Origin of the sequence: Nostoc sp. ChiQUE02, assembly GCF_034531305.2 — a bacterium.
Lineage (GTDB): Bacteria > Cyanobacteriota > Cyanobacteriia > Cyanobacteriales > Nostocaceae > Nostoc.
The window spans coordinates 1-24,130 of the sequence record NZ_JAVRBN020000065.1; the positions used below are offsets into that span (position 1 = coordinate 1).

Annotated in this window: 19 protein-coding genes; 7 read left to right on the forward strand and 12 right to left on the reverse strand. The window is 42.1% G+C overall.

The window, feature by feature from the left end:
* Window positions 1–248: 248 nt before the first annotated feature.
* Together RM347_RS32350 and glyA are read right to left on the reverse strand one after the other, a co-directional pair.
* The gene (locus RM347_RS32350) at window positions 249–1,499 is read right to left on the reverse strand and encodes a competence/damage-inducible protein A (RefSeq protein ID WP_322720750.1); all 1,251 of its coding nucleotides are present in this window, start codon (window positions 1,497–1,499) and stop codon (window positions 249–251) included.
* A gap of 153 nt (window positions 1,500–1,652) precedes the next feature.
* Entirely contained in the window at window positions 1,653–2,936 is a 1,284-nt protein-coding gene (glyA, locus tag RM347_RS32355) for a serine hydroxymethyltransferase (protein WP_322720749.1), read from the reverse strand.
* A 134-nt stretch (window positions 2,937–3,070) separates the two neighbouring features.
* Between glyA and RM347_RS32360 the strand changes: the two genes are divergently transcribed.
* Entirely contained in the window at window positions 3,071–3,340 is a 270-nt protein-coding gene (locus tag RM347_RS32360; RefSeq protein ID WP_322720748.1) for a hypothetical protein, read from the forward strand.
* A gap of 60 nt (window positions 3,341–3,400) precedes the next feature.
* Here the strand turns inward: RM347_RS32360 and RM347_RS32365 are convergent, their stop codons facing one another.
* From RM347_RS32365 to RM347_RS32380, 4 genes are all read right to left on the reverse strand, one after another.
* Entirely contained in the window at window positions 3,401–3,652 is a 252-nt protein-coding gene (locus tag RM347_RS32365) for a hypothetical protein (protein WP_322720747.1), read from the reverse strand.
* Between the two features lie 2 nt (window positions 3,653–3,654).
* Window positions 3,655–4,494, reverse strand: coding sequence for a hypothetical protein (locus RM347_RS32370; RefSeq protein WP_322720746.1), 840 nt, complete (start codon window positions 4,492–4,494; stop codon window positions 3,655–3,657).
* A 165-nt stretch (window positions 4,495–4,659) separates the two neighbouring features.
* Window positions 4,660–5,436: an RNA polymerase sigma factor SigF gene (locus tag RM347_RS32375; RefSeq protein ID WP_322720745.1), complete on the reverse strand. Its 777-nt coding sequence runs from the start codon at window positions 5,434–5,436 to the stop codon at window positions 4,660–4,662.
* Window positions 5,437–6,199: 763 nt separating this feature from the next.
* Window positions 6,200–7,036, reverse strand: a complete 837-nt coding sequence (locus RM347_RS32380) for a photosystem II manganese-stabilizing polypeptide (RefSeq protein WP_322720744.1) — start codon at window positions 7,034–7,036, stop codon at window positions 6,200–6,202.
* 201 nt (window positions 7,037–7,237) lie between these two features.
* Here RM347_RS32380 and RM347_RS32385 point away from each other — a divergent pair, with 201 nt between their 5' ends.
* Together RM347_RS32385 and RM347_RS32390 are read left to right on the forward strand one after the other, a co-directional pair.
* Complete coding sequence (locus tag RM347_RS32385; RefSeq protein ID WP_322720743.1) at window positions 7,238–7,609, forward strand: hypothetical protein; 372 nt, start codon at window positions 7,238–7,240, stop codon at window positions 7,607–7,609.
* 222 nt (window positions 7,610–7,831) lie between these two features.
* Window positions 7,832–8,179, forward strand: coding sequence for a hypothetical protein (locus tag RM347_RS32390; RefSeq protein WP_322720742.1), 348 nt, complete (start codon window positions 7,832–7,834; stop codon window positions 8,177–8,179).
* 125 nt (window positions 8,180–8,304) lie between these two features.
* Here RM347_RS32390 and RM347_RS32395 read toward each other — a convergent pair whose 3' ends face one another.
* Window positions 8,305–13,353, reverse strand: a complete 5,049-nt coding sequence (locus RM347_RS32395; RefSeq protein WP_322720741.1) for a hypothetical protein — start codon at window positions 13,351–13,353, stop codon at window positions 8,305–8,307.
* A 20-nt stretch (window positions 13,354–13,373) separates the two neighbouring features.
* Here RM347_RS32395 and RM347_RS32400 point away from each other — a divergent pair, with 20 nt between their 5' ends.
* Window positions 13,374–13,583: a hypothetical protein gene (locus tag RM347_RS32400; protein WP_428850655.1), complete on the forward strand. Its 210-nt coding sequence runs from the start codon at window positions 13,374–13,376 to the stop codon at window positions 13,581–13,583.
* Window positions 13,584–13,720: 137 nt separating this feature from the next.
* On the opposite strand, the gene RM347_RS32405 is transcribed toward RM347_RS32400, so the two are convergent.
* Entirely contained in the window at window positions 13,721–15,052 is a 1,332-nt protein-coding gene (locus tag RM347_RS32405) for a P-loop NTPase fold protein (protein WP_322720740.1), read from the reverse strand.
* Between the two features lie 702 nt (window positions 15,053–15,754).
* On the opposite strand from RM347_RS32405, the gene RM347_RS32410 reads away from it, so the two are divergent.
* The 3 genes from RM347_RS32410 to ftsZ all read left to right on the forward strand — a co-directional run bounded on the left by RM347_RS32410 (window position 15,755) and on the right by ftsZ (window position 18,989).
* The gene (locus tag RM347_RS32410) at window positions 15,755–16,609 is read left to right on the forward strand and encodes a cell division protein FtsQ/DivIB (protein WP_322720739.1); all 855 of its coding nucleotides are present in this window, start codon (window positions 15,755–15,757) and stop codon (window positions 16,607–16,609) included.
* A gap of 781 nt (window positions 16,610–17,390) precedes the next feature.
* Window positions 17,391–17,624: a hypothetical protein gene (locus RM347_RS32415; RefSeq protein WP_428850656.1), complete on the forward strand. Its 234-nt coding sequence runs from the start codon at window positions 17,391–17,393 to the stop codon at window positions 17,622–17,624.
* Between the two features lie 60 nt (window positions 17,625–17,684).
* Window positions 17,685–18,989 carry a cell division protein FtsZ gene (gene ftsZ / locus RM347_RS32420; protein ID WP_322720737.1) on the forward strand — a complete coding sequence of 435 codons (1,305 nt, stop codon included), beginning with the start codon at window positions 17,685–17,687 and terminating at the stop codon, window positions 18,987–18,989.
* 432 nt (window positions 18,990–19,421) lie between these two features.
* Here the strand turns inward: ftsZ and gshB are convergent, their stop codons facing one another.
* The 4 genes from gshB to RM347_RS32440 form a co-directional block, all read right to left on the reverse strand.
* Window positions 19,422–20,396, reverse strand: a complete 975-nt coding sequence (gshB, locus tag RM347_RS32425; protein WP_322720736.1) for a glutathione synthase — start codon at window positions 20,394–20,396, stop codon at window positions 19,422–19,424.
* A gap of 240 nt (window positions 20,397–20,636) precedes the next feature.
* Complete coding sequence (grxC, locus tag RM347_RS32430) at window positions 20,637–20,909, reverse strand: glutaredoxin 3 (protein WP_322720735.1); 273 nt, start codon at window positions 20,907–20,909, stop codon at window positions 20,637–20,639.
* A gap of 508 nt (window positions 20,910–21,417) precedes the next feature.
* Window positions 21,418–22,608 carry an XDD4 family exosortase-dependent surface protein gene (locus tag RM347_RS32435; protein WP_428850657.1) on the reverse strand — a complete coding sequence of 397 codons (1,191 nt, stop codon included), beginning with the start codon at window positions 22,606–22,608 and terminating at the stop codon, window positions 21,418–21,420.
* Between the two features lie 447 nt (window positions 22,609–23,055).
* Entirely contained in the window at window positions 23,056–23,937 is an 882-nt protein-coding gene (locus RM347_RS32440; protein ID WP_322720734.1) for a 2OG-Fe(II) oxygenase, read from the reverse strand.
* Between the last annotated feature and the right edge of the window lie 193 nt (window positions 23,938–24,130).

Here is a 24,130-nt window from a genome sequence, read left to right on the forward strand (position 1 = left end):
TGTCATCGTTTCCCTGTTGCCTATTTTTCTTCAGCAGTTATCATTCCAGTTTACCTAATTGGTGACACGCCCTAGTTTTCTGTGGCCAGTGCCATTAAATATGCCAGCATTAGCTCAATATTGCCACCCAAATCCGAAGCAAGTCGTCTAGGCTAGTTTGTCAGCATACTCGTCATCATAATCGCGCATTAATTCACATCCTTAGGTTCGTTTGTCATACAACTTGTATGACAAACATAATATACTTCCTACCTCGTCAACAACTTCCGCCGTAAATTATCCAACGCTGCATTTGCACTGACATGACGAATTAAAGCTCGACCTCGCACTGTACCAAACTGATACTCAAAACTTGCCACTTCATCCTTTGGCCCAGCTAAACCAATGTAAACTAAACCCACTGGCTTAGTATCTGTCCCTCCAGTTGGGCCAGCAATACCAGTGATACTCAATCCCCAAGTGGTTCCAAGTCGAGTTTTTACCCCAACTGCCATTTGCTCTGCAACGGTAGCGCTTACCGCCCCAAATCTATCTAAATCTCCCTGGTTAACCCCCAGCAGCCCAACCTTCACCGAATTGTCATAAGAAATTACACCACCCCAAAAGTAATCAGAACTCCCTGAAATCTCAGTCAACATTTGCCCTAAACCGCCACCAGTGCAAGATTCTGCGACCGAGAGCGTTTCTTTCGATGCCCGCAACAACTGACCAACCACGGAAGCAAGAGTATCATTATTAACGCCGTAAAAATCCAGTCCGGCAATTTCTTTAAGTTGTTTTTCAATGGGCGCAATTAACGTTTCTGCTGCTACTTCTGAAGTTGCTTTAGCTGAGACTCGCAATCTTACTTCCCCCTTACCTGCATAAGGGGCTACTGTGGGATTTGGCAACTTCAAATAGGAAGCAACTTTTTCTGCCAAAGCAGATTCACCAATACCCCAAAATTTTAAACTCCGACTGTAAATAATTTCTTTACCCCAACCTTGACTTTTGAGAAATGGCACGGCTGTTTCTTCCCACATCAGGTGCATTTCACTGGGAACACCGGGAAAGGTAAAAATCGTGATTTCAGGACGAGGTTGCCAAATAATACCGGGTGCTGTTCCAGTGAGGTTGGGTAGAATTTCTGCACCTTGAGGAATCAAAGCCTGCTTGCGGTTACTTGGTGACATAATCCGACCACGTTGGGCAAATTTTTGGGTTATGTCTTCGATGATGTCAGAGCGTTCTACCAGCGGGACTTTAAAAAAATCGGCGATGGTTTCGCAGGTGAGATCATCTGGGGTTGGGCCAAGTCCACCAGTGAAAATAAGAATTTGCGCTCTGGAAATAGCAATTTCTATAACTTGCTTCAACCGTTCTGGATTATCCCCAACCACTGTTTGATAGTAGTGGGGAATCCCTAGCTGGGCTAATTGTTGCGCTAAAAATTGAGCATTGCCGTTGAGAATATCTCCTAGCAATAGTTCAGTACCAACACAAATAATTTCTGCACTCATTGGATTGGGAAAAGGGAGTAGGGAGTGGGGGATGAGGGACCAGGGGAGGCAGGGGAGGCGGGCGGAGTAGGGGGCAAGGAGGAGAATAAAAAATTACCTCTTTTCTTTACCCTCTGCTCCCTGCTCCCTGCCCCTCTGCTTCTTCCCCATGCCTTATGCTAGTGCTGGTACAGGAATTTCCAGGTGAGTATATAAGGGGAAGCGATCGCACAATGCCGCTACCCGTTGCCGACAATCTTGGGTTACTACGTCGGAATCTGGAGAAAGCAGGCGATCGCTAATAATATTTGCAATCTCGGTAAATTCTGCTACTCCCAAGCCCCGCGTGGTCATTGCTGGTGAACCTAACCTCAGACCACTGGTAACAAATGGTGATTGCGGATCGAAGGGAATAGTATTTTTGTTAGCAGTAATATTCACAGTACTGACTAGCTGATCTGCCTGCTTCCCAGTTAGACCTACAGAACGTAAATCTACTAATATCAAATGGTTGTCAGTGCCATTAGACACTAATTTCAAGCCCCGGTTTTGTAGTTGTTCGGCCAAGGCACGAGCATTTTCAATCACTTGGGCAGAATAGGTTTTAAACTCAGGCTTTAGGACTTCTCCAAAAGCTACTGCCTTACCAGCAATGACGTGTTCCAATGGCCCGCCTTGGGTGCCAGGAAAAACAGATTTATCCAGCTTTTTACCTAGTTCTGCGTCGCTGGTCAAAATTAAACCACCTCTAGGGCCGCGTAGAGTCTTATGTGTAGTTGTTGTGACCACATGACAATGAGGAATGGGATCGGGATGAAGACCACTAGCAACTAAACCAGCAATGTGGGCAATATCCGCCAGTAAGTAAGCGCCGATTTCATCAGCAATGCTACGGAACTTTTCAAAGTCAATTATACGAGGATAAGCCGAATAACCACAAATCAGTAGCTTAGGACGCTCCCTCAGCGCCAGCTCCCGAATTTGCTCATAGTCAAGTTGCTCTGTTTGTTGACTGACACCGTAATGGCTAACTTGGAACCACTTACCTGAGACATTTACAGGTGAACCGTGGGTGAGATGTCCTCCATGAGACAAATCCATCCCCATAATTTTGTCCCCTGGTTCCAGCAGTGATAGGAACACTGCAAAATTCGCTTGTGCGCCAGAATGGGGTTGCACATTCGCATGAGCAGCACCGAATATCTGTTTAGCGCGGCCGATCGCTAGTTGCTCGATTTTGTCGATAAACTCACAACCGCCATAGTAGCGTTTACCAGGTAATCCCTCAGCATATTTATTTGTCAGTACCGAACCTTGAGCCGCTAGTACAGCAGCCGAGGTAAAGTTTTCGCTAGCAATCAACTCCAAATGGTCTCGTTGACGCTGTAGTTCATTGTTGATTAACTCCGCGATCGCCGGATCACTGGAGGAAAGAAAGTCTGAATTAGTCCTAGTCACTTCAATTATCCTTATGGAAATTTGTACAACGGCTGATTTTGGTTGGACGCAGCACCTAAATAACAGTCAAGAGCAATGGTTTTTGACTGCTGTAGAGAGGCGATTAATCGTCTCCGTACTGTGGAGGTTTATTTGTGCCAACTTATTTATTATTAGACCCAAGCTCAATTAATGCATTAATTATCATAACGTTGCTTTTTGAAATCCTCACCTTACTGCGTGTTGTGAGGTCGTTAGACAGTACTCTTTATCGAGCTGTATTAAATGCAGCGATCGCTGTTCTGTGGGAGAAAGAGCAAAAGAAAGGCGATCACTTCGGTGTGACTATGGAGGAAATTCCGAGCCAGGAGTTGGGAATATATACTGAAGTGGTCAGAGATCATAGCCCTACTTATCATTTGTGAACAACAAAATTCCCGACTTCTCTAAGAATTCGGGAACCTGAGGCTTTGGATTTTCACAAATCAAATAGGATTCATATAGCGATTTTGATAGTAAACCAAAATCTGGCTAACTCGTTGCCGACTTTCTAAACCAGAGTTTGCTGTCCACGAGAGGCTCAAGCCACCAATTTGACTTTGATTGTAATCAAACTGTTGGGATGCCTGGGGAATTAAATCCACTTCCACCCCTTCAACTTGACGTAAATGCGCTGCTATTTCTCTATAGACTGCTAAAGGTAAACCAGCGAATTCAATTTTTTCCTTAGTCTCCATCTTTATGAAGCTCCCACACTAAAAGGATTTTGGGGAGGCGTTGTCACTGAAATAGGATTGCCGCTAGCAGATGCAGCTGACGGCGTTGAGTTGACAGCCCCTTCCCCTACCATTTTGGCAACTTCGATACCATATTGTTCCAAAATCACGATGGGGTTGTAGCCCTGATTCATTTCAATACGTTTAACGAGTACGCCATTTGCTAATCGCTGTCCCGCCTGCACATAGCGACTTGTCGGCTCATCGGGTACTTTGATAATTGCCTGTGGTTCCTTACTAATTAGAACTACACCAGTCACAACCACTGCCCTTGCTAACTCAGGCTGTGCTGGCGGTGGCAATACAGAGACTAAAGTGGGGTTGGGGACAACTTGAGGCAAAACCTTAGGCAAGACTGAAGTCAAGGTAGAATTGACTTTTTTTGGTACAGATTTCTGTTGATTTAAAGCTATACTGCGTGCTGGAAGTTTTCGTCCTGCTAGTGATGGAGTAGGTAGCTTAGGCAATATGGGAACTGGTCTTCCAGATGTTTTAGACATTCCGGGAACCGTCTGCCCGAAAAGTTGTGCAAAAGGGTCACTTCGATCTTTTGATAGCACAAGTTCCCGTGCCCGTTCTGTAGCATTAGTGGATTGAATCAAGTTAACAGATGCAGGAGTAACTTGTGAAACCTGTTTGGCAGGTATCACTGGATTCTTAAAGGATTGAGCCGCTGGTGGCGACTTTTTTGCTATTTTGGGAATCGGCACAGGATTGATGGCTTGTTGTGTATCTTCAGAAGCACATCCAGCGATCGCCAAAGTTAAAATAGCTGCAATTGTAATTTTTGAAGTTCTGCCCATGAGCTGTTCTCAAAAGCCATTGGAAAATTGAAAAGTGGAAATCAACATGCCTAAAATTTGTATCAAAGGCAAAGTATGTTCCCTTTATAACCTAATTTTTTACATTTCAAGGGTTATTTTTAGCACTGCCTGCCCAGCATAACTGCGGCTTGGCGTTTGTTGCAGTTAGTCCTCTGCCACACCCATAAGCTGTTTCATCAAATCTAGGCCTTTCTTGACTCTACGGGAAACCGTTACTACACTGATGCCCAGATGTTCTGCAACTTGTTTTTGTGTCAAATCTTGCAAAAACACACATTCCAACACATCGCGGGTGCGTTTTTCTAGCTGAACTAATGCTTGTTGTAAGCGAAGTTGGTCTTCTTGTGCCAGTTGAAAACTACGATAGTTAGGATCTGGAACCAATTCTCCCAAGCAGGTAGAGCCTTCTTCTCCATCTTGGATTGGGACATCGAGACTCAAGGGAGCGCGATTGACCCATGCTAATTTAATTTCTTGCCATTCGTTTGGAGAAATTTCCAGTGCTGCTGCTAATTCCGAGTCGGTCGGTTGGCGATTATGTTTTTCACGCCAAGAACGTGATACTCCTATTGCTTGCTGTTGGAGCGCTAACCATCTCCGAGGAATTCGCACGGTGACACCTTTATCTCGGAGATAGTGTTGAATTTCACCCCGAATATAGGGAAGAGCATAGGAACTGAGGGCATGTCCCTTAGAAAGTTCAAATCTTTCAATAGCCCTGATTAAACCCAAACATCCAACCTGGAGCAAATCATCGTAGGTTTCATGACATTGATTTGTCCAGTAGTGAGCTTCTTTTCTCACAAGTCCAAAATTGAGTTTTACCAGTTGATTGCGGACATTTTCTGACGGAGATTGCTGATATTCTCGCAACAACTGCCAAATTTCGTGTTTTAGTTCAGTGGTGACTGTGGTAGGCATAGCACCGGGTTTATTGAGCAAATAATGAATCAATTATTCGCTTTTAAATTAAGCTGCGATCGCACTACTTCAAAGACAACATCTCGCTATTTTTTCTAGTAAATACTATGGTTGATAACAAAGCTTTTCTAGAATAAATTTTATATATTGCTTGACAATCGAGCAAAATTTAAATGGGCGAAATCGGTATTTAGTTTGTTATTTATCTTTGGTATGACCTGTAGGTTTTTTAGAACTACATAGGAATAAAATATAAAATTAATTACTAAATTTCAAACCGAGATTGTACTTAATTTGAATTAATTAATGGTGAAGTTAATTTATAGAAATAAAACAACAGTAGTTGGGTTTTTGTTGGATAAGCAAAAGTTGAATTTACAGTAAAATTACGTGCCCATTCAATGGAAATTTATCTAATAATTAAAAATTACTAATATTTTTTAAAAAATTCTATGTATAATTACGCAAGCCAATAAAAAAAAGGGTATCTCACCCTTTTTGTACTTAAGTGTATAGTCTTTTAATGAAAGGGAAAAGGTTAAAGGGATGAATCAAGCCACCCACAAAACCGAAGTATCAAACTTTTCCCAATCCAAGGATTATTTCGCTCGCAATTTTGCTCGGCTTTAACTTTTCCCCATCTTTGTAAAAAACCTATCTACCCTCCTGAAAAAGAGGGTAGATAAGTTAACTTTTGTGAACAAACCTGTTACTTACAGAATTGTAGTTCTGAGTGCCAGTCAGTTCCGTTACTTCAGAGGATTTAGCCACGAGTCGGTTCAACCCGTGCATAAAATAGACCGCGAATCTTCACTTCTTTAGGTTCGCCAGCACCTAAATCTGTATCAGATGGCTGTTCGCTCTCGAAAGTACCAGCAATTTCACCACTAGAATTATCTACTTTGGCGATTTGCAGAGAAATCTTGCCATTGAGATTTTCAGCACGCTTGACATTAGTGCGAGTAAGTTCTTCATCATCTGCTTGGGCGGGGAGAGCCACGGCATTATCGTAGCCACTGACGACACCACGACCTTTGGGATCTAAGAAGGCAGCGCCACGATAGGAAGGAACTTTAAAGGTGCCTTCAAAGTCCGTGGAGGTGTTAATACTGCTCAAACTGGGTTGGGTTTGAGCAACCAAGTTTTTGATGGTGAAGAGGAAAGGTACTCGCTCACCACCAGGAAGTTGCACAGTGATGGCTTGGAAGTCAAGACCATCAGTTTCTACAAAAGTCAGGCTATTATCTGGGTTGATTTTTAGGTTACCTTGCACCTGGTCAATGGTGGAAGTGTATCTGGTCAGCAATTTGCCAGCAACAAATTCTGCTTCCTGCCGTTTATTAGCAGGTTCTTCTTTGATGAAGAAGCTAGTTGGTTCCAAGCAAAGTTCTTTGATGGCATAAGACTGGCTAGAATCAATGGGAATGGAACCACGGCTTGTTTCTGCTAGTTGGGGGCATTTATTAGCCAAGCCAGTGCCACGAATTTGATCGTAAGTGAGTACATCTCTACCACTACTACTAGCAGGAGCATCACTACAAGCAGTTATTAGCCCCAAGCACAAAGCCAAGAATGCAACAATTAAAGCGCGATACCTCATGGTCAACCTCAATCTCAAAAATTAATATCTAAGTTGTAAAACTGCATCGAAGCTTTGATCTCTAATGAGAAGCCGCTACTCTGCTAAAAGCTACCTTTGGTCAGACACAGCTTTGCTCTGATTAAGAGAGTTGAAGCAAGTGTCTGGGCGTCTAGGTTGTCAGCCGCTGCTCAAACTTTTCTCTGCTAAACGTAGTTAAACGTGTCGCTCTCTTTAGCTTGGGGTTTACACCCCAAGCTAAGTAGCACACTGCATCCATTGTGGATGTGTGTTACTAGAGGAGCAAAAACCAGCAGTTTTACTGTTGGTGGCATTTGTTTAGAGTTGGGAGGGTGGGTAAGTAACCCCCACACAGAGCAGCATAAATGCTTACCTCGAAGAGGGGTGTCTGCTTCGCATTTTGCTCTTGCATATCGCAAAAGCGGCGTCGCCCAAGTCTTTTTGTATCATGTATGTGACGCCACTACATACAGCCCATTGTTTGATGGGGAAATCAGCCAGATCATACGATTTTTTTTAACTCAAAATCAAAGTACTCAAAATCCAAGAAAGTCTCATCCCGATCGCATCTAGCTGCTGTGGAGGCTATGCTAAAGGTTAATACGCTCTTTTAGGAGCGATCGCAATTGTTTTTTATAAAGATACAAATCTAGTTATATTCACCTTGACTAGGGCAAGCACGAGGGCGCGGGGACAGAGAAACAGGGGTGATTAGAGGAATCGTACTGGCAAACTAGGGAAAATTAAAAATCTCCGGTAAATTTGAGTTGGCCTCATTTATACGGAAAGGGTGGCATGAACAATAACAAAAATAATGAATCGGAGAAGTTGTCCTGTAAACTGCAAGCGATCGCAACCGTGGTGTATGATGCAGCTACAGCTTGTGAAGACGATACTGTAGCTCTTTTGGCTTTGCTGCGGCAATTAGAGCAGTTACACCGAGAGATCCGGGATGGGGTTTTTCAAGAGAGTTTGCCTGTTAACCGTCGGCAACTCTACTCACTGCTGAAAGATATTGAGTCTGAGGGAGGCTGGCCTTATATTGAGCGCATGAGACTACAAGCATTTTTAGCGAATTTGCCACAACAGACTCCCGAAGAAAATAGCCATGAAGTTTTGGAGAGCGATCGCTCCTTTGGCTGATGATCTCGAAATAAATTTCTAACTCTGAATTAACAACTCTGAATCGCCTCATCAACCGCTAAACCAAGAGCGGTTGCTCATTGAGGCTTCAACTTAATTCCTAATTATTAATTCATAATTCATAATTAAAAAGGGTTTGTACGGGTTATCCCATCACAAAGAAGGCGATCGCGCTTTTCAAGATTGCGGTTGTGCTTGAGGTAATCGCCCACCCAGTCGCAACCACGAACAACCAAATCATCAAGGTGTAAATTCCATAGAATTATCGTGTTGTCATCACTAGCTGATGCTAGTGTTTGACCATCTGGGCTAAAACTGACACTTAATACCGGAGCACGATGCCCATTGAGACTTTTAATTAATTTGCCTTTACGGCTCCAAAGTTTCACTGTACTGTCCCAACTGGCAGCGGCTAGCAATTCACCATTGGGACTGAAAGTCACAGCATTGACACTATCGCTGTACCCCTTCAATAGGGTTTTTAACAACGTCCCATCCCGTCGCCAGAGTTTCACAGTGTTATCCCAGCTAGCAGAAGCCAGCAACTCGTCGGTGGGACTAAAGCTGACACCCAATACCCAACTGTCATGAGGCGAAAAAGTTTTAAGCAAAGTACCATCCGTGCGCCAAAGTTTCACAGTTTGGTCATCACTGGCAGAGGCTAAAACTTGACTATCGGGGCTGAAATTCACGCTATTTACCCAACCTTGATGCCCCATTAAAGTTTTGAGCAACTTGCCCTCACGGTTCCAAAGTTTCACTGTTTTATCTTTGCTAGCTGATGCCAAAAACTGACCATCAGGGCTAAAATTCACGCTCATTACACTATCGTTATGTCCGTGGAGAGTCATGATTAAAGTACCGTCAAGCCGCCAAAGTTTTACAGTTTTGTCATAACTTCCTGAAGCCAGCATTTCACCTTTTGGGTCAAAACTGACACTAGGAACTTTATTTGTGTGCCCTACCAAAGTTTTGTAAAGTCGGGTTTTTACCTCGCCACTACTGGTGTATCGTTGCCAAAGTTTAACAGTGCGATCGCTACTACCAGAAGCTAGCATCTGACCGTTGGGACTCCAAGTAACGCTCAAAACTCGATCCTGATGCCCTCGAAGAATAGACGGTGTTGGGGCATCTAAACTCCATAGTTTCACGCTTTTGTCGAAACTTCCTGAAGCCAGTAATTTGTTATTTGGACTGAAAGCGATGCTGACAACAGCATCGCTATGTCCTTTGAAGGTTTTAAGTAAGGTACCAGTGGTACTCCAGAGGTTTATGGTATTGTCTTCACCTGCGGAAGCTAACTTTTTACTATCGGAACTAAAGCTCAAACTCCAGACTGTACTGCTATGTTGCCGTAAAGTTTTGTAAGGACGAAAGTCAAAACCGTCTTTAGTGCTGTTACTTTCCCGCCGCCAAAGTTTTACTGTCTTATCTCGACCTGTTGACGCCAACAATTTACCGTCCGGGCTGAAAACAGCTACAACCACACCCTGCTGATGTCCCTGCAAAGTTGTAACGAGTCTACCGTCCCGCCGCCAAATTTTCACTGTTTTGTCGTCGCTGGCTGAGGCGATGAATTGACTATCGGGACTGAAGTTTACCCAGTTAACCCACCCTCGATGTCCTCTTAGTATTGTTACTAAGCTACCGTCTTTGTGCCAGAGTTTTACGGTTTTATCTTTACTGCCAGTAGCTAACAACTCGCCATCAGGACTGAAATTAACGCTATAAACCCAATCTTCATGTCCTTTTAAGGTTTTATATGGCTTGCGGTCAAATTCACCTGTAACCGGGTTTTTGTGCCAGATTTGCACTGTTTTGTCGAGGCTGGCGGAGGCTAGGGTTTGACCATCAGGGCTAAAACTTACACAGGTGACAGCATCAGTGTGGCCATTGAGGGTTTGGAGTAAGGTACCGTCAAGACGCCAAAGTTTCACTGTCTGATCTCGGCTACCTGATGCTAGCAACTGACCATCCGGGCTGAAAGTTACTCCCCAGACAATATCAGTGTGCCCTTCCAAGCGGTTAACCTCCGTTACCCCATAAATTGCCTGTTGTAGGGCTGTCACCACCCGCATTCGGGTATCTGGCTGCACTCCATCTGCCTGTTTAAGCCCTCTCCAAGCCCGCAAACTTTCTAATAGGGCATCAAACTCTTTATTTGAGGCGAACAAAGCTTCGCTAGCAGCAGTGAGCGCACTGATTTTCAAGTTTGTTTCACTGCGTTCAGCTCGTAGAGTTTGGCGGATTGCTGCTCTTTTTTGCAAGTCGGCTTGCCACCATAATGCTGCTATTGTTCCCCCCATGATTGCCAGGACTGCACCTGCTAAACGTGCTTCTCGCAGTCGCCGTTGTAATACCAAATTAAGTTGCTTTTGACTAAGTTTTTGGGCTACTTCAGCTCTAGTTTTTTCAAGTTTGATTTTTTCTAATTCTGCGAGTATACCATAGTTGTTTTTTTGGCGAATTGGTTCAACTAAATAATCGTGAACCAACTGGTAGCGATCGCCTAACTCTTCTCTGACTAGCAACACCAAACCTGAACCCACTAATATTTCTAAAATCAGTTCTCCAACTGTGTCAAAGCTTGATATTGTATCTAGATCATAATTATTAACTAATGCAGCGGCTAAATCAGCTTTAGTTTTTAAAGGTCGCGTCCCCTTTTCATCAGTTAACTCAAATAATAATTTCCAACTTAACTCTTCATTTTCCTGACCGCAGTCTTTGATAACTTCCCCAAGCCAGCGTTCCACCAACTTTTCCGAGCCACCGCAAAGCTTATATTCTCCAAGTGTGGTAATGTTTTCTATTTGTAGTTGAGCACCAACTATTTGTAATTCAATTGGATGTACTTCGTCTAGTTCTCCTGTCAAATCCTGGACTAATCGGTTAATTAATTCATCACTCAGTTCATAATGTGAACGTTGAGTAAGACTGTGAATTATAGCTTTAGCATCCTGGCTAGTGAATTTTCCTAAATAGTAGCGAATGTCCTTATCGAGGATATTTTTATTAATTACACCTAAATCATATAATCCAGTACTATTTTTCTGGCTCAAACGTTCAAATTCTAATAAATTATGTAAATAATCTTCTCTTAGGCAAAGAATAATTTTTACAAATGAAATATTTAAACATTCACTAAAAAATTTGTAGAATTCTATTCTTTGTATGGATGGATTACTAATAAAGAAAAATTCTTCAAACTGGTCTAATATTATAATTATTGTATAATTGCGCTCAGATGCTAACCGAATTTTTTCTAAAATTATTGTGGGTGTAGAGTCAAGATTAACCGATATTCCTGTGTATGCCAGCGCTTGGTTTATACTGCTGATTAAGATTGTAATCCAATCAGTATAAACAGACAAAACAATAGGTATGGGGATGCGCTCACCAATAATTTTTCCCTTTAGTGCTGGAACTAAACCAGCTTTGAGAATTGAACTTTTCCCTACACCTGATGGGCCATAAATTACTGTGAGTTTATAGTCAGCGCGGGTAATTCTTTCAATTAAGCGATTGACATCTTGTTGTCGTCCAGAAGCAGATATTTCTTGGGCAATTTCTTCAGGAATAAATGGTATTTTGTGAGGTTCCAGTACTGGGTTAATTCTGGGGCGTTGTGGCTGCAATTGACTTGCTCCGATGAAGGCACGAAAGCCATACTGATGTTCTATTTGAATTTTTTCTTGCTTCAGCTTAAAGGCTTCTGTATAGTCATGACGCTCAAAAAAGTAAAGCGATCGCAGTTCTTCTAAAATCTCCAAGTAAAGTGATGGCTGATGTTGTAGCTCACAAACTACCCTTGCCCATTCCAAGTTATTGATAGCCTCCTCCCACTCACCTAGATGCCGCTGTGTACGTGCTAGCAAGAGAAGATACCAACTTTCTTGTCGTCGTGTTCGCAAAGCGTCTCGTAGAGAAATTTCTGTTGCTTCTTCGGAGATAGAAAGTGCTGTATTCGCTAATTCATGAGCTAGTACCCAATTCGACTCAGAAGCCGCCACATTTGCCAAAAAGCCATAATTTTGAGCAACTTGTGCAGGAGTTCCATAAGTTTTATGTAGATGTAATGACTTTTGAGTTAATTCTTTTAAATCATCCCAAGCTTGTAAACGTTGCAGCATTTCACAAGCAGGCAAAATAAATTTAGCAACTAAGTCTTCTCTTTGTACCTCTTCTAATAGCTCCAAGCATTGTTTAAACCACAAGAGAGCATGTTCGCAATAGCTACTAGTATTCTGGTATAAATCTGCCATTCGGTGATAACACAGCCCCAGGTGGAATATTACTATTGCTTGCTTGAGTAAAGACGAGGGAGGCGTAGGGTGATGACATGAGAGGGGGAAAGAAGAATTACTCTCCCACTCTGCTACTCTCCTCGCTTCCTGCTGCCACAACGCTAGGCTTTTTTGATAATTGGCTAAAGCACCATTAATTTGATCGTTGGCGTATTTATCTCGCCCCAAGACAAATTCTAAACTAGCTTCTAATCCTGGTGTTAATTGAACACCATACAGGCGCAGTAAATCATTACGGGCTGATTCTATTTCGTGGCGGTGTTGAGATTTGGGATCTAAATCTAGAAAGGCATTAGATAAAAATGTTTCAGCACCTGCTTCCAAAACTTTGGCAAATAGAGATTCTGCTTCTTGGTGGATCAAAGCAATTAAATCTGCTTTGGTCATTTCAAATTTAATAGTAGTTGCAGCCCAACTTTTGAAATCAGGTGCTAATCTTGAAAGCAGTGATGCTACTTCATCTTGTAACCACAACACCACTGGAAATGGAAAAGTCGCAGCATAGATATCTCGTGCTTGGTTGATGCCTGTAAGTAAGTTTTCCAGGTCGATAATTGACTCAATACCGAAAACCATCACAGCAGATGGCAAAGAGTCTGTAAGGACGGCAGGATTATCTAAAGATAGTTCTGAGACTATTGTGTTGTGTAAGGAAGTAGTTGATGGATTGAGAACGATTTCTCTGATATTGATGTCTTTGGTGATAGAGCGAATATTCTCTAACATTTGCTCACGTAATCGCCCATAGTTACATCGAACTAAAATCAGGGCAAATTGACCTTCAGAAAGCGCGATCGCTCTAATAAGTCTTTGCAAAGTATGCTGATTTTCTTTGGTGTAGACGCGTAGCTGCTTGTCATTACTCATTGGTTATAGGGCATTGGGAATTGAGCGTTAAGAATGGGGCATTGGGCACTTGTACTGAGCGACTTGCCCTGACTTGTGCCGAGCATCTCGACTTACTTCGACTACGCTCAGTACAAGTCGTTCGATGGAACCGGAGCCGAGGTAGCGCAGTCGTACCCCTTGCCTACGGCACGCTACGCGAACGTGGAAGCAAGCTACGCGTAGCGTCCTGTAGGGAAGGGAGCCGTTAGCGTCTCTGAAAGAGAAGCCTCTCGTAGAGAAGTATTGGGCATTGATCCTTGGTCATTAGTTATTAGTCCAATGGCAAATGACAAAGGACAATTGACTAATGACTAATGACTAATGACAATTGGCTCATCCAGCACTGTTACTTGTTTTGTTGCCAAGCCAAAACTTTTTCTGTTTCTGCCAAGGCTGGGCTGATGCCAAACCAGCGCCCTAGAGGATCGCGATATTCAAACAGATACATGCTTCTTAGTAAGCTTTGATAGTCAGACTCACCTTTAACTCTCTGCTGCTGTACTACTTCAAACAATAATTCCCACTGGGATTCATCAATAGCTAATAGAAGATCATCGCGGTAGTCCTTAATCACAGCTTCTAAGCAATCCCTAGAAAAAGGTGGATCTTGTCGTTGCAGACAGCTATAAAGTAAACCCAATAAGTTACGAATATGACCACCACTAACGCGACATAGACGATCCAAGGTTTGGGAGTGATCGAATAATTCTGTAATTAATAAAAGCCTTCCATTCAAAGGAACTTCTGGAAAAGCTCTTGCTAGAACTAACTGGCGCACTAGTGACATCCCTGGTTCGTAGTCACTGCCATCTCTTTGCCGCACCAATACCATTGGCAGTACTTTTGGCGCAATCCCTCCCCCCAAGCGATTTTTCAGTGTCTCATACTCATTGGAGAAAATTAACGTTAGGGGAATGGTGTAAACTAGGTGGCATTTGAGTCGGCGTAGCTGTTCGCCTCGGTCGATAAAGAGATATTCTGGTTGCGATCGCCCGGATGCTAAGGGACGCATATCCACTCGATCCAAATTATCTACAATCACTACCAGTCCTTTTTGACCCCGCAGCTTTAGCTGTTCAACAGCCTTTTCTAAAATTTCTTCGTTAATCGCTTGCAAAATACTATTGGTACGTGGTTCCAGATATTGCCTCAGTTGATTCCGCAACTGAGTGCTATCTTTGGTTTTGGCGGTAATTTTGGCAATACCCAAGGACAACTCTGCTTGTCCAGAAAGCTCTATGGGGCTTTGCAAAAAATCGCCTACTTCTTTAAACAAATTAGTAAAGTAACCAGGTTTGAGTTTGATGCCAATACCTTCTAAACTGGCACTGACTTGACGGGCTACACTCAGCAAAATATCGCTGATATCAATATCTGCCATGTCCAAGTCTTGACTGGACTCAAAATAAACCACATGAAATCCTGCCAATTCTAGTTCTGTCTTGAGGCGTTGCAATTCCGTTGACTTACCGCAGCCAATATGACCTGTAAATAACTGGCAGGTTGGCTCATCAGGAGAAATCCGAACGATAGTCCGTTGTAATTCTTCGACAATCTTGCAACCACGTACATCAGCAAAATCTATGTAATACTGACGATCTAGCACGTTACTTATGTTTAGCGTGTAGCTTGGGTTACATGCTTTATAAAAACGTGACAAATTTAATGTCGTTTTCATGTATGTAGAGGTGTATGTAGACGTGTGTGGAGATGCAGTTTAATTCATATTTTTTTATACAATTAATCTCTATCAGGGATATAGGCATACGATTAACTTGCAAGTTGGTAGTGTCTTGCAAGGGACAGCACTTGGTGCAGGATTACTGTCAGTAGCTGTCAGTAGTATGGTAGAGATTTAATTGACCCTAATAACCTTAAGCATATCTGTCCTTTTTACACCTGCTATCGAGGTTTTGACAATCTCTAGCTTTTGTTTGACCTGCCACAAACCTTTGGGGATCAGTGGATAAGTAAAAAAAGCTACTAGACTACATGGTTCTCAGTTTGTATAGCTGACGAGTAGGACTGGTATGAATTATAGCAAGGTACACAGAGATTCAGGAATACTTATTTATCATTTCACATTCTATTTGTCAAGAAAACAAAATCCTAAACATCTAAATTAATATTTTGTAATCTTTAGGGAAATAATCTTCAAAAATAACTTGTCAAAAAGGCTACAGTCAGTTAAAAATGGACACCGGAAACTTTAATAGGAATGATGACTAGCGCCATAATCTTTGTGTAGTTACTGTAAAGTGTTACTAAAAATAAAAAAAGTCTTGAGGAGAGCGGCTAACAGATGCCAACAGTGTTTACTGAAATTAATAATGATACAAGCGCGTCAAGGAATTTAGATTGCAACCAGAAAGGGGTTTGAATGGCTGGCATAATATCAGTTTCTCGCACAGATCTAGCCCAGCGTCGTCAAAAATTACGTCGGCAGCGGCAGATGAAAATTATTCAGGCTATTTGGCGAAGCTTTGCCATTACTGTTTTGGCGGGTGGATTGCTGTGGGTGGCAGTCCAACCAGTATGGATGCTAAAAGCTCCCAAACAAATAGTCATGAAATCAGGTAATAAATTACTTTCGGATGAGACAACTCAGTCACTGTTGGTACTATCTTACCCCCAGTCTTTGTGGCGAATTGAACCGTCAGCGATCGCTAACTCTTTGAAAAAACAACCAACTATTGCCCAAGCGATCGTGAGACGTCGCCTGTTTCCTCCTGGATTAATCATCGAAATCCAAGAACGAGTACCTGTAGCGGTGACTCAAACACCAAGAGAGCAAAATCAGACTAATGGTAACAAAAAAGTAACAATCGGCTTACTAGATGCAAGTGGGGTCTGGATGCCCTTAGAAAAATACACATCACTGAATCCCACTAGTAAATTACCCAATCTCAGAGTAATTGGTTCGCCAAAACAATACTGCCTCTACTGGACTCAACTTCATAAAGCTATCAGCCAAAGTCCCGTGAAGGTGATGGAAATTGATTGCCAAAATCCAACGAATTTAATTTTGAAAACAGAACTAGGAAATGTGCATCTCGGCGTTCCAGGTCCTCAGTTGTCTGAACAAATTAAGCTACTCGCCCAAATGCGTCATTTAGCAGCAAAATTCAATTCCGGTCAAATAGAGTATATTGATCTGAAAAATCCCGAATTTCCTTTAGTACAAATGAACCAAAAAACCCAAAAATTAGCTCCCAAAATTCTTAAAAACATCTAGGGTATTTAATGTATTGAGCGCTCATAGTTAATTAAGAAGCTTTATGCTGATAAATATATTTATTATTTTCAGTTTTCCAGCAAACCCGCACGAAAATCGGCATTAACTTCTAATTAAAATGAGAAAATCAATCATAAAATCTCTATTGCGAGTAAAAGACCCTCAATTATTACCCTAACATCTAATAGTAGGGTGCAAGATGTCGGACAATCAATGATGGTCAATAGCGTGCAAAACGCTTTCTGCTCATATATTCTTTGACTAAACCCAGTGCGGAAAAGAGAAAAATGCTTGAGTTTTTCATTAATATCAGACTCGTGAACAGAAGGCACTGATGAGAACAGTTTACGCCGCCATCCAAATGCAGAGCCAAAAACACCTGGCTTTGGTCTGTTGAGGACACTTCTACAAATAATTTACTGAAGTTTCTACCTGTAACGAATAATGCTACTCTGAATTGCGTAAGTATTGCTTCTGGGCAATAAGTTTGGACTACTCTGTGCCGTAATTTCTATTGGGTGACAAAACCTCTTAGAAAATCTTGATTTTTTGACCGCACTAGTGAGGGTTCTCGTAGGATAGACTATTGCTTCAACAAAGTGTCCATTAAGACCCCCCAAACAACAAATTAATCAGGTATAGTCTGACAAGTAAATTATTGCTTACTTTAATTTAAGGATAAGTAAGTGGAAAGTAAATTTTGTGTCTAAAGTTGCAATCATCCCCAATGGTGAAACCTATTAACAATATTATTATTGAGGCAGAGAAGGTGCACTGTAGTGTGTCTTTACAAGTTATGCCCTCCGCTGAGAATAATGAAGAGATTAATGTCTGGTTGAAGTTATACAGGTCAGTTTTAGATAAATATAGGTATACTTCTCTAGAATTGGCTGTGCGATCGGCTGCCTTAAAAGCTTATCCCATAGCAAATTTTCGTACTGCCTATTCTGTTAGGCTTGGCAGTAGTGAAAACAGTAAAGAACAGTGCCATAGTATTGTGGCACTGTCAAACTAAAGTTGACTCTGAGGTGAATAACACCTGAAAAAGTCGTTTATCTAACCTTTCACAAATCCAATGACACTTGATAATAACCAAGGACTTACCTATAAAAATTCCCAATCTACGGGACAGCCAGGGTTCTCTCTGGCAGTTAACTCGACCAATCCCTTTAATAACTCTGGGCTGAACTTCGGGCAAAATCACGATAATAAGAAAATTTCTGCGGAAAATAGCCGAATAGGCGAGATTGTTCCTGGTCGGGTCGCCAACATCAAAGTGATTGGTGTTGGTGGTGGTGGTGGCAATGCTGTTAACCGCATGATCGAGTCTGATGTCTCTGGGGTAGAGTTTTGGTCAATTAACACTGATGCTCAAGCTCTTACCTTAGCTGGCGCTCCAAGTCGATTGCAAATTGGACAGAAGCTAACGCGGGGTTTGGGAGCAGGTGGTAATCCTGCCATTGGTCAAAAGGCAGCAGAGGAATCACGGGACGAAATTGCTACAGCTTTAGAGGGAGCAGACTTAGTATTTATCACTGCTGGGATGGGGGGTGGTACTGGGACTGGTGCAGCACCAATCGTGGCAGAAGTGGCCAAAGAAATGGGCGCTCTTACTGTTGGTGTAGTCACACGTCCATTTGTTTTTGAGGGACGCCGCCGCACCAGCCAAGCAGAAGAAGGTATTCAAGGACTAAAAAGTAGAGTAGATACACTGATCATTATCCCCAACAACAAACTACTGGAAGTGATCCCGGAACAAACGCCTGTGCAAGAAGCTTTTCGCTATGCAGATGATGTACTACGTCAAGGGGTACAAGGTATTTCCGATATCATCACGATCCCTGGTTTGGTAAACGTTGACTTTGCTGATGTCCGAGCTGTGATGGCAGATGCGGGATCGGCATTGATGGGAATTGGAGTGAGTTCTGGAAAATCTAGAGCTAGAGAAGCTGCGATCGCAGCTATTTCTTCACCATTACTAGAATGTTCTATTGAAGGTGCCAGAGGAGTTGTATTTAATATTACTGGTGGGACTGACCTGACTTTGCATGAAGTGAATGCAGCCGCAGAAGCAATCTATGAGGTAGTTGATCCCAACGCCAATATTATTTTTGGGGCCGTAATTGATGACAGACTCCAAGGTGAGGTAAGAATTACTGTAATTGCCACAGGATTTACAGGTGAAGTGCAAGCTGTAGTACAACAAAGCGTAGCTAATGTTCGAGTAGCACCTAATACCTCCAAGCGTCCAACAACACAGCAACCCGCAGTTAATCCCCCAACCTCAACTCCAAGTTCAACTCCAACTCCAGAACCAAAAGAAAAACCTGGATTGGATATACCTGAGTTCTTGAGAAACCGACGAACACCAAGGAATTAAAAGATTTTGGATTTGAGATTTTAGATTAAATTAGCAGTCTCAGGTTAGGCTGAGTGCTGTATAAAATCTGCTAGTTCCAGGGTTTTACCAAAAGCAGGGGTAAGCAATCCGTTGCCATCCCTAATTTTGCCCATTGGTAAAGAAACTCGTTAACGCTACTTATAGAATGAACTTAGGCAGGAGTCTGTTGGCTCACATGTCTGGCTGTGCTTTTGGAACAAACCGAAGCCTGACCGACTATGAATGTGTAGGCGTAGCCTGTCGTAGACATCGTTACATCTAACCCCACGCTCCAGTAAAATCATATTCGGTAGAAGTAAATATATTTACTTAAAGAAAGTTGCGTGGGAAACTCGCCCACGCAAGTTTCGGAAGGAAGTCTGTCTTCTAGAAAATAGGACACGAACCAAAAAATAAATATTAATTAATAAATTATTTTTTGATTTTTAGTGTCTGTTCAATCCATTGAATAACCTGATAACCAAGGTGAGTGCCATCTAGTCGGTCAATCTCACGAATTCCGGTGGGACTAGTGACGTTAACTTCAGTTAGGTAGCCACCAATAACGTCAATACCTACAAAAATTAAGCCGTCTTGTCGTAAGCGTTCGGCTACTTGGGTACAAATTTCATACTCTCTTGGGGTGATTTCCGTTTGAGCGACTGTGCCACCAGTTGCCATATTATTGCGAAAATCAGTTCCACTAGAGAGGCGATTGAGCGCACCAATTGGTTCGCCATTGAGCAAGATAATTCGCTTATCTCCTTCTTTTGCCTCCGGTAAATAGGTTTGCACCATTACAGGCACTCGACCTTGGAGGGTACTGAGTTCTACAATAGAGTTAAAATTGCGATCGCCTGATTGCAAAAATAAAATTCCTTCCCCAGCTTTGTTACCCAACGGTTTGAGAACTGCTGCCCCCTGTGCTTCGACAAATTGCCGGATAAACTGCTTATCAGCACTGACAATCGTTTCTGGAATTGCTTTGGTAAACTGGAGGGCGTACATTTTCTCATTTGCCCCTCGGATGCCACTAGGACTGTTAATCACCAGGGTTTTGTTTTGATCGATGTAATCCAGAATGTAGGTGGCATAGAGGTAGGAATCATTAACAGGTGGATCTGTCCGCATAAATACGGCGTCCATTGTCTCTAAAGAAGTCAAGGAGGAATCATTCAACTTATACCAAGGATTCGCCGCTACCCAGCGTCCCTCCACCAACTGTACTGGTACAACTTCAACTCGCTGTAGGACAGCCCAAGCTTTGCCCTCCACCACACTCAGCAGATTTGCCTGAGTCACCCAAACTTCGTGTCCCAAGATTTGCGCTGCTTCGATCAGGGCAATACTGGTATCATGACACGGGTCAAGTAGATGGATGGGATCAATGATAAAAGCCAGTTTCACCCTTTATACCTCAATCACCAAGAAATTAAATGGTTATTCAATTATTATCTCTTGATGCTCTCACCAATTGACGTATATTTGTACTGCTGAGTAGAACCTGGAGAGTAAAATCTTGTGGACATATTCGCTTTTGTGAGAAAAAAGCCCGTAAATAAAGCAGCGCGTTGCTCTCCCTTCCAAAGTTGTAGCGACTGCCGTGTAATTTGCAGCGGCTTGTCGCTAGCGCAATACCTTATGAATCTAAACGCTATTGCTAGAAGTTAGTAGCTCATCCAGCTTGCCTTGACTATCTAAAGCATGGATATCATCACAACCACCAACATGATTGTCATTGATGAAGATTTGCGGTAAAGAACGGCGTCCATTTGCTCTTTGAGCCATTTTATTTCTGGCTGCCTCATCTCCATCAATGCTGTATTCAATAAATTCAACTCCCTTGTTCTTCAGCAAATTTTTGGCACGAATACAAAACGGGCAAGTCCTCCAGGTGTAAATTTCTACTTTTGCAGCCATGATGTCCTCAACTTGATTTAATACTTCTTAATTTTAGAGCTTTGCCACTGACTGTGGCTGCTTTATCCCTTCATAACCTAATCTACAGAAGCAGTTGATGTAAGTAAGCGAGAATAAATCAAAATAGTGTTAAGTAATATAAAAAATATTGAGATTAGTTTGTAGTATACCCATTTGGGGAAGCAAGCTACGCATAGCGTCTCTACAAACATTTAATTATTTAGACTGCAAAGTTAATGCTAGCCAAATATGTAGGCTATTTTTATTTTGCATCCGACCTAACAAGCTAATAATATTTCAGTTTAAATGCTAGCAATAGGAGTAATTATATTGAGATTGTTTTTATTGCTCAAATTTTTTCAGTACAAAGCGCTAGTTAAAAAGCAGGAATTATTTGGGTGAATTCTAGTTTAGCGTTTTTTACCTCTAACAAAAATTGGTTTAGAAGTGCTTATGCTCTTCTAAACCCATATTTAAGCTCCCTCCTACTAAAACTCAACAGTGTAGTTTAATTTTGGGAAATATTTTTTTTGTTTTTCTTCTGGAGTCTGAAAACACCCAAGGCAAATAATCCTAACGCTGCGGTTGTACTGGGTTCAGGCACTTGTTTCGGTTGAGGTGCAGGTGCAGGAGGTTGATAGTAAGGCGGTGCTGAGGGTGCGGGTGCGGGTGCTGGTGCTGGCGCTGGTGCTGGCGCTGGCGCTGGTGCTGGCGTTGGTGCTGGCGCTGGTGCTGGTGCTGGCGCTGGTGCTGGCGCTGGTGCTGGCGCTGGTGCTGGCGCTGGTACGGGTGCTGGTGCTGGCGCTGGTGCTGGCGCTGGTACAGGTGCTGGCGTTGGTGCGGGTGCTGGTGCGGGTGCTGGCGCTGGTGCTGGCGCTGTCGCAGGTTTTATACTAGTTTCGCCTAGTGATGTACCGTACTGAAAGCGGATGTTGCCAATCTTAGTGATGTCAAAGTTGGAGGTTAGCCCTGATAGCAGGAAAGTAGCTGAACCTTGAACAAAAGTCCCCGAACTCACGGCTGGATTTGCATCATTAGCGTAACCACTGATGATGCCGTAATTGAATTGCTGTCCACCACCACCTTGGAAAATGCCTAAGCCAGCTGTACCCAGACCGTAGTGTTGGTCAATGCCAGGAAGTCCTCCAGTATTACTAGTATTTGGCAATTTCCATTCATTTAGAGCTAGAAGATCAACATTTTTTGTAGTGGTGGAGCCTGCGCTTGAGGTTACTGTCGAAGCTAGAGCCGAAACCAGCGATAAGTTGTTTAGGGGAGAACCAGCATAGTCCCAGAAGACTGATGTCAGAACATCAGAAGGGTTTGAGATTCCTACAGAAGATTTGTTAGTCAGGGTCAGTGACAATAAACCATTGTCTAGGTAATTAAAGAGGACTGACGCTGCCAGAGGATCATTAGATTTGTCGTAGGTATTGGTTCCTGTAGCTGAAAAACTTATAGAACCCAAACTCTTGGGTGCTGGTGCTGGTGCAGGTGCTGGTGCAGGCGCAGGTGCAGGCGCGGGTGCTGGTGCAGGTGCAGGCACAGGCGCAGGTGCAGGCGCGGGTGTATTTTTGTTGCCGTTACCGTTACCGTTACCGGCCTGTGCTTGGGGTATTTGTGACCCTAAAGCTAAGGTGAATGATAATAGACCACAACTTATATAACCAATTACTTTTTTTGAATATGCTTGAGACATGTAAATCAAACCTCTTTGTCTTAAACAAGATATGAAAAAGCTTCCTAATAATGATGTTTATACGAGCGTCATTGACATCATTCCCTGATCTAAATTGACACAAAAAAAAGAAATTTAGTACTGTTTTTTTAAGCTTCATCAAAAATTTAATACAGGATAAATAAATGACTTATTTCTAATTATTTTCCACTGCCCAAGTATTTATACTATGAAAAAAACTTTATTATAATTACGTAATAATTCTAGTTTTAATTAGTGAATTAAATCTTTATTTAAAACTTATAAATAAATTACTTAAGTAATATTGATAGACTATTTATAATGCAATGAGAGATATTACTCAGAAAGTCTATTGGCTATAAGTTTGCAATAAATTAGGGAAGGCGATCGCCTTCCCTAAAGTTAAATATTCATTGTGGTAGTGTACAGTGATTATACTGAATTCGCTTATCTACGCACCCAGCCATTGATAGTAAATCGACTATCTCCAAAAGCTTGAGAGGGACATTTCACAGGCAGTACTTCGTGCATATAACGGCTGAGGAAGAATACAATGCTGTTGTTGCGAGGTTCGACTGTTTTGAATGTCTCAGCATTTACATATACGTTATTTTCAATTTTACTGTCGTATATCAGCAACTCGCCGCCAGAAAATGATTTTGGTTCTTGATAAAAGTAATAAACGTATGTTAGTTCTCTGGTAGCAGTATCTGGACTGCCATTATCATTATGAAGTTTGTAATAGTTACCATCATTATGTGCAGTTAGTTGGCTTTCAATTTGTGATACAGAAAATGATGGTAAGTTTAATTTGCTCAAGATATCAGGAATCATTGCTTGAATTCTCTTCAATATCAGTTCGGAAAATTCAGGAAATGAGTAGACAACCATTGATTGGCGATAGTTAATATCGTTGGTAGAAGTATTGCTTGGCAAAAAATCCGACTCTTTTTCCAGGACGTATTTGAGTAAATTTTTGTGTTCTTCTGGTTTAAGAAAATTATCTATTTGTATATAATCAGAAGCCAAAATATAATCATTTTGCAATTGTACTTTCTCTGATTGCTGTACAAAGATTGGGGGTTCTGTAACCACGCCTATAAGATGTTCGCTAGGAAAAGACAAAACCGAACGGCCTTCATTTATGGGAATTTGGAACAAATTCTGTAAATCAGATTCTTGTTTGTAGGCACGAGCTACAATTGTTGTTAAAAGACTATTCAGTACAGGTGCATCTGATTTTAAATAAAGAGTGTATTTATGTCCTCCAGTTAAAAGAAGCTGTACTTTGACATCTTTCGACTCAAATTGCTGTGAAGCTAATTGCATATACCTTCCTTACTATAATGTTGATAACTGAGAGGATTTTAAAAGTTCTCGTTAAAGGCTAGTACAGTACTTCTAAAATTAATTAATAACCAGTTCAGAGCTTAAAGCCTTATATACTATAGGAATCCGATTTGATTTCTGAAAAAATCTAAGTATCTGTAGGGTGTGTTATCGGCGAGAGTACGGCACCAAA

Bases quoted from the DNA above. Each gene is read 5' to 3' on its own strand.
- RM347_RS32350 (WP_322720750.1), bottom strand. From the start codon at position 1,499: ATGAGTGCAGAAATTATTTGTGTTGGTACTGAACTATTGCTAGGAGAT.
- RM347_RS32365 (WP_322720747.1), bottom strand. From the start codon at position 3,652: ATGGAGACTAAGGAAAAAATTGAATTCGCTGGTTTACCTTTAGCAGTC.
- RM347_RS32370 (WP_322720746.1), bottom strand. From the start codon at position 4,494: ATGGGCAGAACTTCAAAAATTACAATTGCAGCTATTTTAACTTTGGCG.
- RM347_RS32375 (WP_322720745.1), bottom strand. From the start codon at position 5,436: ATGCCTACCACAGTCACCACTGAACTAAAACACGAAATTTGGCAGTTG.
- RM347_RS32380 (WP_322720744.1), bottom strand. From the start codon at position 7,036: ATGAGGTATCGCGCTTTAATTGTTGCATTCTTGGCTTTGTGCTTGGGG.
- RM347_RS32390 (WP_322720742.1), top strand. From the start codon at position 7,832: ATGAACAATAACAAAAATAATGAATCGGAGAAGTTGTCCTGTAAACTG.
- RM347_RS32395 (WP_322720741.1), bottom strand. From the start codon at position 13,353: ATGAGTAATGACAAGCAGCTACGCGTCTACACCAAAGAAAATCAGCAT.
- RM347_RS32405 (WP_322720740.1), bottom strand. From the start codon at position 15,052: ATGAAAACGACATTAAATTTGTCACGTTTTTATAAAGCATGTAACCCA.
- RM347_RS32410 (WP_322720739.1), top strand. From the start codon at position 15,755: ATGGCTGGCATAATATCAGTTTCTCGCACAGATCTAGCCCAGCGTCGT.
- ftsZ (WP_322720737.1), top strand. From the start codon at position 17,685: ATGACACTTGATAATAACCAAGGACTTACCTATAAAAATTCCCAATCT.
- grxC (WP_322720735.1), bottom strand. From the start codon at position 20,909: ATGGCTGCAAAAGTAGAAATTTACACCTGGAGGACTTGCCCGTTTTGT.
- RM347_RS32435 (WP_428850657.1), bottom strand. From the start codon at position 22,608: ATGTCTCAAGCATATTCAAAAAAAGTAATTGGTTATATAAGTTGTGGT.
- RM347_RS32440 (WP_322720734.1), bottom strand. From the start codon at position 23,937: ATGCAATTAGCTTCACAGCAATTTGAGTCGAAAGATGTCAAAGTACAG.